This window comes from Streptomyces sp. NPDC048057, from assembly GCF_040653095.1.
In the GTDB taxonomy this organism is placed as follows: Bacteria; Actinomycetota; Actinomycetes; order Streptomycetales; family Streptomycetaceae; genus Streptomyces.
In genome coordinates this window covers 46,077-62,978 of record NZ_JBEZNF010000030.1, presented here as the reverse complement: position 1 = coordinate 62,978, position 16,902 = coordinate 46,077, and the positions used below count along the sequence as shown (strand labels likewise).

The following is a 16,902-nucleotide window of genomic DNA, read 5'->3' as shown; positions in this document are numbered from 1 at the left end:
CCGCGGCGCCGCCCGCACCAAGCTCCCGGGCCCGCGACCCCGCTACAACAGGGCGTTCACCTGCGCACCGCCCGACTCCGCCACGATCTCCGCGGTGCTCTGCGCCTCCCGTACGAGCGCGAACGAGCCGCCCTCGTAGCCGTACACCGCCGGACGCGGCAGGCTGTTGTACCCGTAGTGGTTCGAGAAGTAGTACGCGCCGGTGTCCAGCGCCGCGGCCACGTCGCCCTGCTCCAGCGGCGGCAGGGCGCGCCCCTCGGCCAGCAGGTCGCCCGCGAAGCAGGCGGGCCCGGCCACGTCCTGCACCACGGGCGCGCCCGTCTTCGGCCGTCCTTCGCCGTCGTACGCCGCGATCCGCAGCGGCCAGGACGCGGGCGCGTAGACCGTACGGGTCGCCACCTGGACGCCGGCGTGGGTGATCGCGATGGGGCGGGCGCCGGACACCTTCGCGTACTCCACCCGGGTCAGCACCGTGCCGTGCTTGGCGACCAGGGACCGCCCGAACTCGGTGACCAGGCCGTACCGTCCGTCCAGCAGCCCCGGCACCGCGTCCTTCAGCAGTCGGGCGTACTCGGCGTGCGTCGGCTCCTCCTCGTCGGAGGCGAAGTTCACCGGCAGTCCGCCGCCGATGTCGACGGTGTCGACCTGCTGGCGGCCGGCCGCCGCGTTGATCTCCTCGGCCAGCGCGTACACCTCCCGCACGCCCTCCACCATCCGCGCCAGCGGGACGCCCTGCGAGCCGGAGTGGGTGTGCAGCCGGGTCAGCCACGGCCGGTCCAGATACATCCGTACGACCGCCTCCCGCGCGCCCGCGTCGCGCAGCGCCACCCCGAACTTGGAGGTCGCGGTCGCGGTGGACAGCGCGCCGATCGAGCCGGCGCCGATCTGCGGATTCACCCGCAGGCCCAGCGGCGGCAGCGCGGTGCGTCCCGCCACCAGGGCGTCCAGGCGGGCCACTTCCTGCGGGTTGTCGGCGTTCAGCGCGATCCCCGCGTCCAGGGCCTCGCGCAGCTCCCCGGGGGTCTTCGCGGGGGAGTCGAGCACGGTCCGCGCGGCCGGGACGCCGGCGGCGCGCGCCAGCGCCAACTCGCCGGGGCTCGCCACCTCGGCGCCGATGCCCGCGGAGTTCAGCAGCGCCAGCACGGGCACCAGGGGCGCCGCCTTCACGGCGAAGGCGTGCAGCACGGGGGCGTCGGTGACGGCGGCGAACGCGTCGTGCAGCCGGGCCGCGGAGGCGCGGATCCCGGCGGTGTCCAGGAGCGCGACGACCGGGTGCGCCTCGCTGAGCAGCCCCTGCTCGACGGCGGCGCGCACGGCCGCGTCACGACGGCGTACGACGGCTTCTTCAATGTGTCCAGCGTGTTCGAGGTGTTCGAAGGCCATGTGTGTCAGCCAACCACCCGGCCCCGCTCCGGCGCGACCTGTTGACTAGCTCTATTCATGGGATCAGGATGTGAATAAGTCGAGTCGCGAGGAGGCGCCGCCATGTCAGGACCCCGCCCCGTACGGGCACCGCGCGGTACGGAACTGAGCGCCCTGGGATGGCAGCAGGAAGCAGCCCTGCGGATGCTCCAGAACAACCTGGACCCCGAAGTCGCCGAGCACCCCGACCGCCTCGTCGTCTACGGCGGCACCGGGAAGGCCGCCCGCGACTGGCGCTCCTTCGACGCGATGGTGCGCACCCTGAAGACCCTCAAGGCCGACGAGACGATGCTCGTCCAGTCCGGCCGGCCCGTCGGCGTCATGACCACCCACGAGTGGGCCCCGCGCGTCCTGATCGCCAACTCCAACCTGGTCGGCGACTGGGCCTCCTGGGAGGAGTTCCGCCGCCTGGAGGCCCTCGGGCTCACCATGTACGGCCAGATGACGGCCGGCTCCTGGATCTACATCGGCACCCAGGGCATCCTCCAGGGCACGTACGAGACGTTCGCCGCGGTCGCCGCGAAGAAGTTCGGCGGCACCCTCGCCGGGACGATCACCCTCACCGCCGGGCTCGGCGGCATGGGCGGCGCCCAGCCGCTGGCCGTCACCATGAACGACGGCGTCGTGATCTGCATTGACTGCGACCCGCGCGCCATCGAACGCCGCATCGAGCACCGCTACCTGGACGTGCGCGCCGACTCCGTCGAGGAGGCGCTGCGGCTGGCGACCGAGGCGCGCGACGCCCGCCGCCCGCTCTCCGTCGGCCTGCTGGGCAACGCGGCCGAGCTGCTGCCGCGGCTGCTCGCCGAGGGCGCGCCCATCGACGTCGTCACCGACCAGACCTCCGCGCACGACCCGCTGGCGTACCTGCCGGTCGGCGTCGACTTCGCCGACATGGCGACGTACGCGGCGAAGGACCCCGCCGGCTTCACCGCCCGCGCCCGCGAGTCGATGGCCCGCCACGTCGAGGCGATGGTCGGCTTCCAGGACGCCGGCGCGGAGGTCTTCGACTACGGCAACTCCATCCGCGGCGAGGCGAAGCTCGCCGGCTACGACCGCGCCTTCGACTTCCCCGGCTTCGTCCCCGCGTACATCCGCCCCCTCTTCTGCGAGGGCAAGGGCCCCTTCCGCTGGGCCGCCCTCTCCGGCGACCCCGCGGACATCGCCAGGACGGACCGGGCGATCCTCGACCTCTTCCCCGAGAACGAGTCCCTGGCCCGCTGGATCCGCCTCGCCGGCGAACGCGTCCACTTCCAGGGCCTGCCGGCGCGCATCTGCTGGCTCGGCTACGGCGAGCGCGACCGCGCCGGGGAACGCTTCAACGACATGGTCGCGAGCGGAGAGTTGGCCGCGCCCCTGGCGATCGGCCGCGACCACCTGGACTGCGGATCGGTCGCCTCCCCGTACCGCGAGACCGAGGCGATGCTCGACGGCTCCGACGCGATCGCGGACTGGCCGCTGCTGAACGCGATGGTGAACGTCGCCTCCGGCGCGTCCTGGGTCTCCATCCACCACGGCGGCGGCGTCGGCATGGGCCGCTCGATCCACGCGGGCCAGGTCACCGTCGCCGACGGCACCCCCCTGGCGGCCGAAAAGGTCCGCCGCGTCCTCACCAACGACCCGGGCATGGGCGTCATCCGCCACGTGGACGCGGGGTACGACGCGGCGGACGCGGTCGCCGCGGAGCAGGGCGTCCGCGTCCCGATGCGGGAGGAAGCGTGAGCGGCGCAGCACGCGGTGCGTCCTTCCACGAGATGTGGCGCGAACTCGCCCCCATCGGGCGCGACCCCGGCAGCCGCGGGTACCGACGGTACGCGTGGACCGGGGCCGACGGCGACTGTCGCAACTGGTTCCGGACGCAGGCCGCTGACCGCGGGCTGCGCTACGAGGTCGACCGCAACGGGAACCAGTGGGCGTGGCTCGGCGACCCGGACGCCGGGAACGCCGTCGTCACCGGGTCGCATCTGGACTCCGTGCCCGACGGGGGCGCCTTCGACGGGCCCCTCGGCGTCGTGTCCTCCTTCGCCGCGCTCGACGAACTCCGCGACAGGGGAGCGGAGTTCGCCCGACCCCTCGCCATCGCCAACTTCGGCGACGAGGAGGGCGCCCGCTTCGGGCTCGCCTGCGTCGGCTCCCGCCTCGCCGCGGGGCAGCTCACCAGGGAGCAGGCGCACGCGCTCGTCGACGCCGACGGGGTGACCCTTCCGCAGGCCATGGAGCGCGCCGGGTACGACCCGGACGCCATCGGGGCCGATCCCGAACGGCTCGCCCGCATCGGCGCGTTCGTCGAGCTGCACATCGAGCAGGGGCGCGCCCTCGACCTCACCGACCACCCCGTCGGCATCGCCTCCGCCATCTGGCCGCACGGCCGCTGGCGGTTCGACTTCGCCGGCGAGGCCAACCACGCCGGCACCACCCGCCTCGCCGACCGCCGCGACCCGATGCTGACGTACGCCGCGACCGTCCTCGCCGCCCGCCGCGCCGCCGAGGACGCGGGTGCCGTCGCCACCTTCGGCAAGGTCGCCGTCGAACCCAACGGCGTCAACGCGATCCCGTCCCTGGTCCGCGGCTGGCTGGACTCCCGCGCCGTCGACCAGGGCACCCTCGACGCCGTCGTCACCGCGGTGGAGGCCGCGGCCCGGGAGCGCGCCGGCCGCGACGGCGTCGAACTCGCCGTCGTACGCGAGTCGTTCACGCCCGTCGTCGACTTCCCGCACGCCCTGCGCGACGAGATCGCCCGCATCCTCGGCGGCTCCGGCTCCGGCTCCGGCTCCGACCCCGGCTCCGACCCAGGATCCGTGCCCGTGCTCGGCACCGGCGCCGGGCACGACGCCGGCATCCTCTCCGCCGCCGTCCCCACCGCGATGCTCTTCGTCCGCAACCCCACCGGCGTCTCGCACTCCCCGGCCGAGCACGCCGCCGAGGACGACTGCGTCGCCGGGGTCCGCGCCCTCGCCGACGTCCTGGAGGGCCTGGCATGCCGGAGCAGCTGACACCCACCACGTACTGGGCGGAACACGCCTGGCTCGACCCGCACGTCACACCCGGCGTCGCGCTCGACGTCGGCGCCGACGGCCGGATCTCCGCCGTGCGCACCGGTCTCGACGCGCCGCCGCCCGGCGCCGTACGACTGCGCGGCCTGACCGTCCCCGGCTTCGCGAACGCCCACTCGCACGCCTTCCACCGGGCGCTGCGCGGCACCGTCCAGGTCGGCTCCGGCACCTTCTGGACCTGGCGCGAGGTGATGTACGGCGTCGCGTCCCGGCTCACCCCCGACACGTACCACGCCCTCGCCCGCGCCGCGTACGCCGAGATGGCGCTGGCCGGCATCACCGCGGTGGGGGAGTTCCACTACCTCCACCACGGCCCCGGCGGCACCCCGTACGCCGACCCCAACGCCATGGGCGAAGCGCTGATCGCCGCCGCCGACGACGCCGGCGTCCGCATCGCCCTCCTCGACACCGCCTATCTGCACGGCGGCCTCACCGCCGCAGGCCACCACCCCCTCGAAGGACCCCAACTCCGCTTCGGCGACGGCTCGGCGGACGCCTGGTACGAGCGCTGGACCCGGCTGCGGGAGTGGCAGCGCGACGACCGGGTGCGGATCGGCGCCGCGCTGCACTCCGTCCGCGCCTTCGCCGAGGACGACGGTTACGCCGACTTCGCCGCCCGCACCGACGGCGCCCCCGTCCACGTCCACCTCTCCGAACAGCCCGCCGAGAACGAGGCGTGCCTCGCCGTCCACGGCACCACCCCCACCGGGCTCCTCGCCCGGCACGGCTTCTGGAAGCCCACCACCACCGCCGTGCACGCCACCCACCTCACCGACGAGGACGTCCGCACCCTGGGCGCGGCCGGCGCGGGCGTCTGCATGTGCCCCACCACCGAACGCGACCTCGCCGACGGCATCGGCCGCGCCGTCGACCTCCAGCGGGCCGGCACCCCGCTGAGCCTGGGCAGCGACAGCCACGCCGTCGTCGACCTGCTGGAAGAGGCGCGGGCCATGGAGATGGACGAGCGGCTGCGCACCCGCACCCGCGGCCACTTCACCGCCGCGGCACTGCTGCGCGCCGCCACCGCCGACGGGCACGCCGCGCTCGGCTGGCCGGACGCGGGCCGCCTGGAGGCCGGCGCGCCCGCGGACTTCACCACCGTCGCCCTGGACACCGTGCGCACCGCGGGCCCCGTCCCGCGGCTGGCGGCGGAGGCGGTGGTGTTCGCCGGGACTGCGGCGGACGTACGGGACGTCGTCGTGGCGGGTCGCCCCGTCGTCCGGGACGGCACGCACCTACGGTTGCCGGACGTGGCGGCGGAGTTGGCGGCGGCGATCGCCGCGGTGCGGTCGTGACGTACGGGAGCCCCCGCGTCGTGGCAGCAGGCCCGACGGCAACAGGTCCGACAGCAGCAGGCCCGACGGCAACAGGTCCGACAGCAGCAGGCCCGACGGCACCAGGAACGCAAGGAGCGGCAGCACGGTGACCACCACCACCCTCATCACCAACATCGGCACCCTGGTCACCAACGTGCCGGGCCTCGGGGACGCGTCCCCGCTCGGTCTGCTGACCGAAGCCGCGGTCGTCCTCGCCGGCGGCAAGGTCGCCTGGGTCGGCCCGGCGGCCGAAGCCCCCGCCGCGGACGAGCGCTACGACGCCGGGGGCCGCGCGGTGCTGCCCGGCTTCGTCGACTCCCACTCCCACCTCGTCTTCGCCGGCGACCGCACCCAGGAGTTCAACGCCCGGATGTCCGGCCGCCCCTACCGCGCCGGCGGCATCCGCACCACCGTCGCCGCGACCCGGGCCGCCAGCGACGAGGCCCTGGAGGCGAACCTCACCCGCTACCTCGCCGAGGCGCTGCGCCAGGGCACCACGACCTTCGAGACCAAGTCCGGCTACGGCCTGACCACCGAGGACGAAGCCCGTGCGCTGCGCATCGCCGCGCGTCACACGGACGAGGTGACCTACCTCGGCGCCCACATCGTCGCCCCCGAGTACGCGGACGACCCCGCCGGGTACGTCGCCCTCGTCACCGGCGAGATGCTCGACGCCTGCGCCCCGCACGCCCGCTGGGTCGACGTCTTCTGCGAGAAGGGCGCCTTCGACGGGGACCAGGCGCGCGCGGTCCTCGCCGCGGGCATCGCGAAGGGCCTGGTCCCGCGCGTCCACGCGAACCAGCTGGGCCACGGCCCCGGCGTGCAGATCGCGGTCGAACTGGGCGCCGCGAGCGCCGACCACTGCACCCACCTCACGGACGGCGACGTGGCCGCGCTGGCGGACGCGGCCGGCACGACGGTCGCCACGCTGCTGCCGGGCGCGGAGTTCTCCACCCGCGCGACCTGGCCGAACGCCCGTCGACTCCTGGACGCGGGGGCGACCGTCGCGCTGTCGACGGACTGCAACCCGGGGTCGTCGTTCACCTCCTCCATGCCGTTCTGTATCGCGCTCGCGGTCCGCGACATGGGCATGACGCCCGATGAGGCGGTGTGGTCCGCGACGGCGGGCGGGGCGGCGGCGCTGCGCCGCGGCGACGTCGGCCGGGTGGCCCCCGGCGCCCGCGCGGACCTCGCGCTGCTGGACGCCCCGAGCCACGTCCACCTGGCGTACCGCCCCGGGGTCCCGCTGGTACGGGAGGTGTGGCGACGCGGGGTGCGGCTGGGCGCCTAGTGCTGTGACCGGAAGGCCCCGTGCGCTTCCGTTCGCCTCAGGACGGAGCCGCACTCACCGGCCGAGATCAACCGCAGTTCGGCCCCTTAGGGTCGGGGCATGACCCTTCCCCTTGCCCACAGCACCTTCGACTCCCTCCTCGTCGACGCCGTGCCCGACCAGGAGGCACTGCGCAAGGTCTACGAACTCCCCGGCGCCGCGGCCGTGCGCAAGCAGATGACGGAACTCACCGAACAGACCCGGCGGTTGATCGCCTGCTCGTCGCTGGTCCTGGTCGCCAGCACGGACGCCGAGGGCAACTGCGACGTCTCCCCGCGCGGCGGCCCCGCCGGTTTCGTCGCCGTCCTCGACGCCCGGACGGTGGCCATACCGGACGCGACCGGCAACAAGCGCCTGGACACCCTCAAGAACGTCGTCGCCACCGGACGGGCCGGGCTGTTGTTCGTCGTCCCGGGCCGCACCACCACGCTCAGGGTGAACGGCCGGGCCTGCGTCTCCACCCGCCCCGATCTGCTGGCGCAGCTCACCCCCGTGGGCAAGCCGCCGGCCAGCGCGCTGGTGGTGGGGATCGAGGAGGTCTATCCGCACTGCCCCAAGTCGCTGCTGCGCAGCGGTGCCTGGAAGCCGGAGCAGTGGCTGCCGGCGGACGCCCAGCCGACCTCGGCCGAGGTGACGCTGGCCCAGCTGCGGCTGCCGGAGCTGACGATCGCCGACATCGAGCAGCGGGAGGCGGATTCGCTGAAGTACCGGTACGAGTGACGAGCCGACCAGCGAGACCGGGTGCGCGCTCAGCGGGCCAGGTGGGCGTACGCCCGCGGATGCTCCCGCAGGTACTCGGCGAAGCCCTGTGCGGGCCGGCCGGCCAGGCGCACCACCGCGTCCGAGACGGTGGCCATCTCGCCCGCCGCGATGGCCCGGTAGGAGGTCACCCACCCCGCCACCTCCCACTCCGGCGCCCCGAACGAGGCGCGGGAGTCGTACGCCTCCGCCTCGCTCTCCGCCACGTAGGTGACGGTCCGCCCGGCGAACCGCGACAACTCCTCCGCGGCCTCGGTGAGCGTGATCGCCGCGGGCCCGGTGATCTCGTACGTCGCGCTGTCGTGGCCCTCGCCGAGCAGCACCCCCACGGCCGCGTCGGCGACGTCGTCGTGCGCCACGGCGGAGACCCGCCCCTGCCCGGCGGGCCCGCGGAGCACCCCGTCGTCCCCGGCCATCGCGGCGAGCGCGCCGAGGTAGAAGCTGTCGCGCAGGAAGGTGTAGCGCAGCGAGGAGGCGCGGACGTACTCCTCCGTGTACCAGTGGTCGCGGGCGAAGGTGAACGTCGCGTCGGGCGAGGCGCCGAGGAACGACACGTACACCACCCGCTCGACGCCGGCGGCGACCGCGGAGTCGACGGCGATCTGGTGCTCCCGCACCCGCCCGGGGTCCTCGTGCCCGGACACCAGGAACAGCGTCCCGACCCCGTCGCAGGCCCGCCGCATCGCGTCCGCGTCCCCGTACCCGGCGACCTGCGCGTGCTCCCCGCCCTCCACCTGGGGCAGCCTTCCGGCGTCCCGCCCCACCAACCGCGTCCGCACCCCGCGCGCGGCGAGCCGCCGGGCGACGCGTCCGCCGAGCTTGCCGGTGGCTCCGGTGACGGCGATGACGGGTACGGGTGCAGGTTCCACGCGGTGGCTCTCCTCGTACGACGGCGGACACGGCCCAGTGTCGACCACTGCGGCGGTCACCGCTCCTTGGGGAGCTGCTGGGTGGCGCAGTGGACGCCGCCGCCGCCCTCGCCGAGGGTGTCGACCGACACCTGCACGACCTGCCGCCCCGGGTACAGGTCGCGCACGACGGCGACGGCGTCCCGGTCGGCCCGCGCGTCGCCGAAGCGCGGCAGGACGACTCCGCCGTTGACCACGTAGTAGTTCACGTAGCTGGCGAGGAAGTCGGAGCCGCGCCGGCCGACGTCGACGGGCTCGGGCAGCTCGACGACCTCCAGCCGCTCGCCCCGCGCGTCGACCGCTCGGTCCAGGACGCCGCGGGCCTGGTCGTATGCGGCCGTCCAGACGTCCCGGGGGGCTTCGGGGTCGGGTGTGCTCATGACCACGACCCCGGGTTCGGAGAACCGTGCGAGGGCGTCGATGTGGTAGTCCGTGACGTCCTGTCCCTTGACGCCCTTCACCCAGATCACGGTGGTGACCCCGAAGAGGTCCTTCAGGGCCCGCTCGATGTCGTCCCGGGACCTGCCGGGGTTGCGGTTGTCGTTGACCCACGAGCTCTCGGTCGCCATGAGCGTGCCCTGCCCGTCGACCTCGATCGACCCGCCCTCGCCGACGATCGGCGCCTTGATCCGGCGGATCTCCGCGTCGGCGAGGATCTCCCGGGCGACCTGCGAGTCCCGGGTGTGGGGCTGCTTGCCGCCCCACCCGTTGAAGTTGAGGTCGACGCCGGCGATGCCCCCGGTGCCTGCGGGCCCGAGGACGAAGCTCGGCCCGGTGTCCCGCATCCACAGGTCGTCCACCGGGACCGGCAGGACCTCCACCCCCGTGCCGCAGGCCTTCGCGGCGGCCTTGGCGTCCCGGCCGTCGGCGAGCAGCACCACGGGTTCGAAGCGGGCGACGGCGCGGGCGATGCCGGCGATGTCGTTGCGCACGCCGGAGGTGTCGGCGCCCCAGATGCGCCGAGTGGGCCAGGCCATGTAGGTCAGCTCGTGGGGATGGGTCTCGTCGGGCATGCGCCAGCCGCGGGCCGAGGCCACGGGTGTGGCCCGCTCGCCCTCCGGCCGGCCGCAGGCCGCGAGGGCCGTCCCGACCGCGGTGACCAGCGCAGCTTGCAGTGTTCGACGCCTGGACATGGGCATCCCGTTCCTCCTGACTGAAAATTTAGTCAGTTCGAGAGTAAGGCATCATCGTGGTTCAGGACCTCGCCGTACTCACCGTCCTCCTAGGAGTTGTCGATGCCGGACAGGGGCACCCAGATCCTCCGAGCCGCCGCCCGGCTGATCGCCCGCCGCGGGGTGCGCGGGCTGCGCGTCGAGGAGGTCGCCGCGGAGGCGGGGGTCTCGACCGCGTTGATCTACTACCACTTCAAGAACCGTTCCGGCCTGCTCCGGCACACCCTGGAGTTCATCAACAAGCGCGCCGTCCGCTACACCGACGCCGCCCTCGACACCACGACGGACCCGCGCACCCGGCTCACCGAGATGCTGCTGCTGGAGTTCCAGGACACCCCCGAGGTACGGGAGAACAGCGCGGCCTGGGGCGAACTCCGGGCCAGCGCGGTCTTCGCCCCCGACCTCGGCGAACAGCTCGCCGCGGCGACCCGGGACTGGTCGGACGACGTCGCCCACCTGATCCGCCGCGCCCAGGAGGCCGGCCTCGCGGCCCCCGACGTCACGCCGGAGTCCGCGGCGGAACGCCTCACGGCGCTGACGGAGGCGCTGAGTGAACGCTGGCTGACCGGTATCGCGCCGCTTGAGCGCGTTCGCGAGCTGCTGGGAGGGGCGATCGACCGCGAGCTGGGAAACCGTGTTTAAACGGCTCGTTTAAAATATTTCGTTGACATCAGGGTGTGTGCGGCGCCATCCTCGTGGCATGTCCAACGACCCCTTCACCCCACCGCACCCCGACGAGGCGCGAGCGCACCGCGTCCCCGCGTCCCTCTTCCGCATCGCCGAGCGCCACGCGACCACCGACGCCCAACGCCACCGCCAGACCAACCCCATGCTGCTCGCCCCGCACGAGGCGGTCCGCCTCGTCTCCTTCCTCCTCAGCGGCGCGGCCCAACGCGACGAGAACGAACCAGAGGTCGACCAGGCGGACATCACCGCGGCCCTCACCCTCCTCCCCCTCGTCCGAGGCGAACTGGACGAACTGGAAACGGGCTTGCTCCAGATGGCCCGAGGCCGCGGCATGACGTGGCAGGACATCGCCTTCGGCCTGGGCCTCGGCACCCCCCAGGCGGCCCGCCAGCGCTTCGAACGCCTCGCGAGCCGCACGACGTCGCCGGACGGGGAGCCGTCTGCTACGTAGCGGTGTCCACGTTCCACACCGCAGGCAGGTCGCTGTCACAGAAGACGCAGACGAAGTGGCCCTCGCGCACGATGTTGTGCTCCCCGCACTCAGGACAGCGCCGGAACACCACCTCGTGGGTGAAGCCGGACGGTCGCCCGAGCCCTGGGAGATCCAGCGCACGGGCGACTGCAGGCCAGGAGCTGACGTCGGGGCAGTACCCGGTCGACTGGTTGCTGACGATCCCCACGACCCATCGGTCCGCATCACGGACGAAGCCGATCTCGCCCGCGCTCAGCACCGGCTCTCCGCTGGCACAGGCCACGTGCTCACTCCGCCGCGGCGCCAGCCGAAGCGCGCCGTCCGTGCGGACCACGAAGGTGAACGGCTCGACGAGTTCAGCCGCCGACCGCTCGGCGACCCAGCCCTCGAAGTCACCGGCCGACCCGATCCGACGACCGTCACCACCGGGCCGGACCGCGGCCCTCAGGGCGATCGGCCCCACGTACCGATAGCTCCGCGCCGACGCGGCACACCGCTCGTTCACAGCAGCAGGCCCCCCAGTGCGTGGGCGTACGAACGGAAACCGGCCTTGACCTCCGGGGGCGACGGCGAAGACGGAGGCAACACATCCGGAAGGTGCGCGACCCGCCAGGCGCGGAAGGTGTCCCGTGCCGCGACCCCCGGCTCCCGCCCCACGAGCCGCCCCGCGCTCCCCACCGCCCGCACGATCCGCTCGACCTGCTGTTCCGCTGCCCCGCTCCGCTGCACCGCTGCGCCGACGAGAGCGTGCAAGAACTCCGATAGTTGCAGGTCGGCCCCCATGTCCACCATGCGCCGTACGGCCTCGGGGCGCTCGATCTCGGGCGAGTACGCCTCGATGACGGCGGACCACAGCAGTAGCGATGGCGCTGTGATCTCGTGCTCCCGCAGCCAACCGAGTTCGTCGACGATCGCCATCGTCTCGGCGTGGTAGCCCCCGATGTCCCGGACCGCCTCCAGCACGGAGTTGATCTCGTCCCGGTGCTGAGCCACGAACTCACCGACCGACACTTCAGCGAGGGGTCGTGTTGCCCCGGCCGCGACGACGGCCCCGATCTCCACGATCCCGCCGAGGGGTCCGAAGACCGCTCGTGCGGAACTCGTTTCCGAAGGCATGCGCTTGCCTTTCTTTACCGTGCTTGCCATGTCGCTAGAAATTTCCCATTAGATGCTGAAGGATCGCGTCCCGCTGTGGCAACACCCGCAAGTTCGCATTGAGGTGTGCCACGCCCTCGGGGGTGTTGAAGAAGTACTCCGGAAGATTGCCCGCGGGGCCCTCGTGGAGCCGCAGGGCGCGTTCCGCGACGTCGCTGGGTACCTCTGCGCGGACGATGACGCCATCAGGCCCTGCGTACTGGGTGGCCGCCCGGTTGAAGTCGTCGGTCATGTACACCCCGGCGTTGGGCGTGTACTCACGCTTTTCCGAGGTGGACGTGTCCAGTGAGAACTCGTCACCTTGCCAGTTGCGAGTGCCGTGGTACAGCACCTTGTAAGGAGAGAGCCCGAATGGATCGATCTCCCGTAGCGGGTTCGGGACGTAGGAAACCGGGTTCGGCGCCGGTGCCAACCCCAGCGGGTCCGGCGTCACGTACCGCGCCGATTCCGGGTCGTAGTGGCGGAAGTAGTTGTAGTGCAGACCCGTTTCCAGGTCGAAGTACTGGCCCGGGAAACGCAGCGGTGTGTAGCCCGTGCTCGTGCGGGCCCATGTCGTCGTGCCCCACAGCGTGGCGCGGGTGTGCCACGCCAACTCGCCCGACTCGTCGATGAGTTCCGTGGGGGTGCCGACGAGGTCCGTCGCGATGGCGAAGAAGCGTTCGTCGACCTCCGTCTGGGACGCGTCCGCGGACAGGCGGCGCTCGGACTGGGAGAGGGGGCGCAGGCCCTGGTGGTCCCACGTCAGGGCCACCGGGTGGGGGAGGTCGGGGGAGTGGGTGACCTGTTCGCAGAGGGTGGTGGCGTCCCAGGTGAAGCGGGTCTCTTCCAGGACCGTGGCGCCGTCGTCCGCCAGGCGTTGCTTGGCGATGCGGCGGCCCAGCGGGTCGTAGCGGTAGCGCCAGCGGGCGCCGTCGGGGGTGGTGACCGCGGTGAGGCGGTCCTCTGCGTCCCACTCGTAGCGCCAGGTGTCCGGCTTGCGCGACAGGCGGGGCTTTTGGCGGAGGGTGATGCGGCCGAGGGCGTCGTGTTCGTAGCGGACCGCGCCCGCGCGGGTGATCGTCGTGCCCGAGTACGCGCGGGGGCCGGTCGCCTCGTGGCCCGCGTGGCGGTCCGGCCAGGACGCCTCGGTCTGGTTGCCGGTGGCGTCGTAGGCGTACGACTCCGTCCAGTTCCGCGCCGTGACGGAGGTGACCCGGCCCGCGCCGTCCAGGTCGAAGCGCATGGGGCCGCGCAGGGCGTCGTCCAGGGCGGTCAGGCGGCCGTCCGCGCGGTAGGTGTACGCGCGGTGGTTGATGCTGCCGGCGTGGGCCGTGAGCTGCTGCGTCGCCAGGCGGCCCGCCGCGTCCCACGTCGACGTGATCCGCAGGACGTCACCGACGGAGCGCTCGACCTCCCGGCCCAGCTCGTCGTGCGCGAAGTCGATCCGGTGGCCGCCGCTGGTCAGCCGGGTGCGGCGGCCGGCCGCGTCGTACTCATAGGTCGTGCGGCGGCCGGTGGGCGTCACCCGGCGCGTGCGGCGGCCGAGCGCGTCGTACGCGTACGTCGTGGCCCGGCCGTCCACCAGCTCCGTCTTGAGCAGGCCGCGCCGGTCGTACTGGTGCACCAACTCCGTGTCCGGGCCCGCCGCCTGGGCGAGGCGGCCCGCGCGGTCGTACGCGTACGTCGTCACCGCGCCCGCCGCGTCCTTGCGGACCACGCGGCCCAGCCGGTCGCGTTCGTACGCCACCGTCTCGTCCAACGCGTTCGTCCGCGCCACGACCTGGCCCGCCGCGTCCCGCGCGTACGCGAGGGTGCGGCCGTCGAAGTCCGTTTCGGACGCCAGCCGGCCCGCCCGGTCGTAGACGTAACTCCACGTCAGCCCGGCCGGGTTGGTGACCCGGGTCAGCCGTAGCGCCGCGTCGTGCTCGAAGGCGTACCGCGTCCCGTCGGGGTCGGTGCGCGCGGCGAGCAGGTCGAAGTGGGTGTACTCGAAGCGGGTGACCGCACCCATCGCGTCCGTGTGGGTGGTGCAGTTGCCCTCGCCGTCGTACGTCCACGACTCGCTCGCGCCGTCGGGCGCCGTGCGCCGCGCGAGGTGCCCGTCGGCCGTCCACTCGAAGGACTCGACCCCGCCGAGCGGATCCACGACGCGCACCGGGCGGCCGAAGGCGTCCCGTTCGTAGCGGGTCGTGCCGCCGAGGGGGTCGCGCACCTCCACCGGCAGGCCCGCCGCGTCGCACCGCATCCCCGTCACCGCGCCCGCCGGGTCCGTGACGGACGTCAGCCGGCCCCGGTCGTCGTAGTCGTACCGCGTGGTGTGGCCGGCGCCGTCCGTCAGGGCGACCTGGTTGCCCCGCGCGTCGAACTCCCCGCGCAGCCGCGTCCCGTCCGGGCGGACGACCTCCACCGGCTGCCCGGACTCGTCCCGGACGAGCCGCACCTCGGTGCCGTCGGGCCGGACGCCGACCTCCAGCCGGCCCTGACCGTCGTAGATGTACGCCGTCGTCCGGTCCAGCGGGTCCGTCGTGGTGAGCAGGTTGCCGCGTACGTCGTACGTGTGGCGCGTGGTGTTCCCCAGCGGGTCGGTGGTCGCCAGGATCCTGTTGCCGCGGCCGATGAGGTGGCGGGTCACCGCGCCGTCCGCGGTCGTCAGCGTCGTCGTGCGGTGGCCCGTCTGCGGATCCCGCTCGCCGTACGCCAGCCTCAGCGCGATGTGGCCCGCCTCGCCGCCCTCGGCGATGCAGCGGTCCCGCTCGTCGTACGCGTAGTCGTAGCGGCGGCCGTTGGAGTCGGTCCAGGACGTCACCCGGCGCCGCTCGTCGTAACCGAAGGCCAGCACCGCGCCCGACGGCTTGGTGACGGCGGTCAGGTTGCCGTCTTCGTAGCCGTACGTACGTATGCGGCGGAGATCGCCCTGAGCGGTCACCAGGTCCAGCGCGGTGACCCGCCCCTCGGCCACGGTCAGCGCCAGCCGGTAGCCGCCGGAGTGCGCGAGGCCGAGCGGGGTGCCGTCGTCCGCCCGGTCCACGGACACCGTGTTGCCGTTGCGGTCGGACACCTGGACCAGCCACGCGTCCCCGCCCCCGTTCCCGTCCCCGCCGGGCACGAGCGGGGCGGCGAAGTGGTGCACGAGACCGGTGACGGGGTCGGTCAGCGCGTAGTCGCCGGACTCGGTGCGCACCAGCTCCGTCAGGTCCGAGCCGACCGCCGGCAGCGCCGGCGCCCCGGGCGTCGGATGCGGATACGTCCGCAGTCGGCCGTCCGGCAGGACGTGGACCACGCCCTCCGCGTCCACCTCCAACCGCTCGTCGACCGTGGACGACCACGACGGGCCGAAGAACCGCCCGAAGCGGTAGCCGGACTCCACGCGGCGGCTGAACTCCAACGGCAGCGCGCCCGGCAGCAGCACGTCCGTCTGCGGCAGGTACATCCGGCCCGTCGCGAGGTCGATCGGGTCGGTGCCGTCGTCCGTCTTGTCCCGGTCCTTGTCCTGGTTGGGACCGTCGGAGTGCTTGCGGTCGCCGTCCGCGTCGTCGAAGGCCCGCCGTGCACGGTTCGGGTTCGTGGAGACGTCGTCGGGGTGTTTGCGGGCGGGGTCGCTGGGGTTGGTGCGTTTGCCGGTGAGGTCGTCGGTGTCGCGTTTGCCGCTGCCGGTGATCTTCTTGAGGCGGTCGTCGACGTCCTTGTCGGTGTTCTTGTGGGTCTTGGAGCTCTGCCCGAGGGCGTCGGGGAGCTTCTTGCCCACGTGGTCGCCGAGGTGCTTGTGGCCCTTGATGAGTTTCTCGACGACGCCTTCGATGGTGCCGTCGAGGACGGCGGTGAGGGAGTCCTTGCCCTTGGCGCGGCCGTGGTGCCCCTTGGCCTTGTCGATCTTGCCTTTCGCGCGGCCGTCCATCGACACCTGGACGTTCGCCAGCCTGCTGCCGGTCGAGCCGTGCGCGTCGTGATCGATGCCCAACGTCCCGCCGGGACCACCGCTGCCGCCGCCTCCCGCCGAGTTGATCTGCGTGCTGCCGTCCGCGCCGGTCACGTCCATCGCGGTCTGGATCGCCAGATCGGTGACGATGCTCTCCAGCGCGGCCACGGCGGGCTGGGTGAGGGTGGCGGTGATCTCCGCGACCGCCGCCTCCGCCATCTCCTTGAGGATCTTCTTGAACGCGATCCGGGTGGCGACGATCTTCCCACCGGCGAGGAGCGTGGTGAGTCCCATGGTGAACGGGGCCGCCGCCAGGGCGATCCCGACCGTGGCACACAGATCAGCCAACTCACCGACGGCCGCGATCTTCCGCGCCACGATGATGTCCGCGACCCGGTCCAGCGCCCCGGCGATGATCCGGGCCGCGCCCGCGAGGTCCTTGTTCTTCCCCTGGACCTTCTTCCAATGCGCATCCAGCGCCGTCAGCGACTCGCTCTGCCCCGTCGACAACAACCGCTGGATGTGCCCGTGCGCCGCGCCCGCGTCGTCGTCCGCGTCCGTCGCGAACTCCCGCAGCGCGTCCGCCATGTCGCGGTACGCGTCCTCGTCGACGTTCGGCCAGCCCACGCCCACGACGTCCAACATCGTGTCGACGCCCTCAGGAATCGTGTAACCCACGACCCACCAACCCCCGTTGTGGTCATCAGTGCCTCAACTGCGAACAACCATCGCA

General features: G+C 73.0%; 13 protein-coding genes. 7 read left to right on the top strand and 6 right to left on the bottom strand.

Features of this window, described 5'->3' with window-relative positions:
* Positions 1-42 precede the first annotated feature (42 nt).
* Entirely contained in the window at positions 43-1,383 is a 1,341-nt protein-coding gene (locus tag AB0E05_RS29565) for a diaminopimelate decarboxylase (RefSeq protein ID WP_361969007.1), read from the bottom strand.
* Between the two features lie 102 nt (positions 1,384-1,485).
* Here AB0E05_RS29565 and hutU point away from each other — a divergent pair, with 102 nt between their 5' ends.
* From hutU to AB0E05_RS29540, 5 genes are all read left to right on the top strand, one after another.
* The gene (hutU, locus tag AB0E05_RS29560) at positions 1,486-3,144 is read left to right on the top strand and encodes a urocanate hydratase (protein WP_361969005.1); all 1,659 of its coding nucleotides are present in this window, start codon (positions 1,486-1,488) and stop codon (positions 3,142-3,144) included.
* A 32-nt stretch (positions 3,145-3,176) separates the two neighbouring features.
* Positions 3,177-4,415, top strand: a complete 1,239-nt coding sequence (locus tag AB0E05_RS29555; RefSeq protein ID WP_361969101.1) for an allantoate amidohydrolase — start codon at positions 3,177-3,179, stop codon at positions 4,413-4,415.
* Entirely contained in the window at positions 4,400-5,770 is a 1,371-nt protein-coding gene (locus AB0E05_RS29550; protein ID WP_361969003.1) for a formimidoylglutamate deiminase, read from the top strand. Before AB0E05_RS29555 ends, AB0E05_RS29550 begins: the two co-directional genes overlap by 16 nt.
* 127 nt (positions 5,771-5,897) lie before the next feature.
* Positions 5,898-7,082: an imidazolonepropionase gene (gene hutI, locus AB0E05_RS29545; protein WP_361969001.1), complete on the top strand. Its 1,185-nt coding sequence runs from the start codon at positions 5,898-5,900 to the stop codon at positions 7,080-7,082.
* 99 nt (positions 7,083-7,181) lie between these two features.
* On the top strand, positions 7,182-7,841 hold the full coding sequence (locus AB0E05_RS29540; RefSeq protein WP_361968999.1) for an MSMEG_1061 family FMN-dependent PPOX-type flavoprotein: 660 nt from the start codon (positions 7,182-7,184) through the stop codon (positions 7,839-7,841).
* Between the two features lie 29 nt (positions 7,842-7,870).
* Here the strand turns inward: AB0E05_RS29540 and AB0E05_RS29535 are convergent, their stop codons facing one another.
* Positions 7,871-8,749, bottom strand: a complete 879-nt coding sequence (locus tag AB0E05_RS29535) for an SDR family oxidoreductase (RefSeq protein ID WP_361968997.1) — start codon at positions 8,747-8,749, stop codon at positions 7,871-7,873.
* Between the two features lie 56 nt (positions 8,750-8,805).
* Entirely contained in the window at positions 8,806-9,921 is a 1,116-nt protein-coding gene (locus AB0E05_RS29530; protein ID WP_361968995.1) for an agmatine deiminase family protein, read from the bottom strand.
* A gap of 102 nt (positions 9,922-10,023) precedes the next feature.
* Between AB0E05_RS29530 and AB0E05_RS29525 the strand changes: the two genes are divergently transcribed.
* Together AB0E05_RS29525 and AB0E05_RS29520 are read left to right on the top strand one after the other, a co-directional pair.
* Positions 10,024-10,602 (top strand): TetR/AcrR family transcriptional regulator, encoded by a 579-nt coding sequence (locus tag AB0E05_RS29525; RefSeq protein ID WP_361968993.1) that lies wholly within the window; start codon positions 10,024-10,026, stop codon positions 10,600-10,602.
* A 58-nt stretch (positions 10,603-10,660) separates the two neighbouring features.
* Positions 10,661-11,098 carry a DNA-binding protein gene (locus tag AB0E05_RS29520; RefSeq protein ID WP_361968991.1) on the top strand — a complete coding sequence of 146 codons (438 nt, stop codon included), beginning with the start codon at positions 10,661-10,663 and terminating at the stop codon, positions 11,096-11,098.
* Here AB0E05_RS29520 and AB0E05_RS29515 read toward each other — a convergent pair.
* Genes AB0E05_RS29515 through AB0E05_RS29505 form a run of 3 tightly spaced genes read right to left on the bottom strand, consistent with a single transcriptional unit; the run spans position 11,091 to position 16,847 of the window.
* The gene (locus AB0E05_RS29515; protein WP_361968989.1) at positions 11,091-11,582 is read right to left on the bottom strand and encodes a hypothetical protein; all 492 of its coding nucleotides are present in this window, start codon (positions 11,580-11,582) and stop codon (positions 11,091-11,093) included. The genes AB0E05_RS29520 and AB0E05_RS29515 overlap by 8 nt on opposite strands.
* A gap of 38 nt (positions 11,583-11,620) precedes the next feature.
* Positions 11,621-12,235 (bottom strand): hypothetical protein, encoded by a 615-nt coding sequence (locus tag AB0E05_RS29510; protein ID WP_361968987.1) that lies wholly within the window; start codon positions 12,233-12,235, stop codon positions 11,621-11,623.
* Positions 12,236-12,269: 34 nt separating this feature from the next.
* Positions 12,270-16,847, bottom strand: coding sequence for an RHS repeat-associated core domain-containing protein (locus AB0E05_RS29505; RefSeq protein WP_361968985.1), 4,578 nt, complete (start codon positions 16,845-16,847; stop codon positions 12,270-12,272).
* Between the last annotated feature and the right edge of the window lie 55 nt (positions 16,848-16,902).

Bases quoted from the DNA above. Each gene is read 5' to 3' on its own strand.
- AB0E05_RS29525 (WP_361968993.1), top strand. From the start codon at position 10,024: ATGCCGGACAGGGGCACCCAGATCCTCCGAGCCGCCGCCCGGCTGATC.
- AB0E05_RS29510 (WP_361968987.1), bottom strand. From the start codon at position 12,235: ATGCCTTCGGAAACGAGTTCCGCACGAGCGGTCTTCGGACCCCTCGGC.
- AB0E05_RS29540 (WP_361968999.1), top strand. From the start codon at position 7,182: ATGACCCTTCCCCTTGCCCACAGCACCTTCGACTCCCTCCTCGTCGAC.
- AB0E05_RS29555 (WP_361969101.1), top strand. From the start codon at position 3,177: ATGTGGCGCGAACTCGCCCCCATCGGGCGCGACCCCGGCAGCCGCGGG.
- AB0E05_RS29565 (WP_361969007.1), bottom strand. From the start codon at position 1,383: ATGGCCTTCGAACACCTCGAACACGCTGGACACATTGAAGAAGCCGTC.
- AB0E05_RS29520 (WP_361968991.1), top strand. From the start codon at position 10,661: ATGTCCAACGACCCCTTCACCCCACCGCACCCCGACGAGGCGCGAGCG.
- AB0E05_RS29530 (WP_361968995.1), bottom strand. From the start codon at position 9,921: ATGTCCAGGCGTCGAACACTGCAAGCTGCGCTGGTCACCGCGGTCGGG.
- hutU (WP_361969005.1), top strand. From the start codon at position 1,486: ATGTCAGGACCCCGCCCCGTACGGGCACCGCGCGGTACGGAACTGAGC.
- AB0E05_RS29550 (WP_361969003.1), top strand. From the start codon at position 4,400: ATGCCGGAGCAGCTGACACCCACCACGTACTGGGCGGAACACGCCTGG.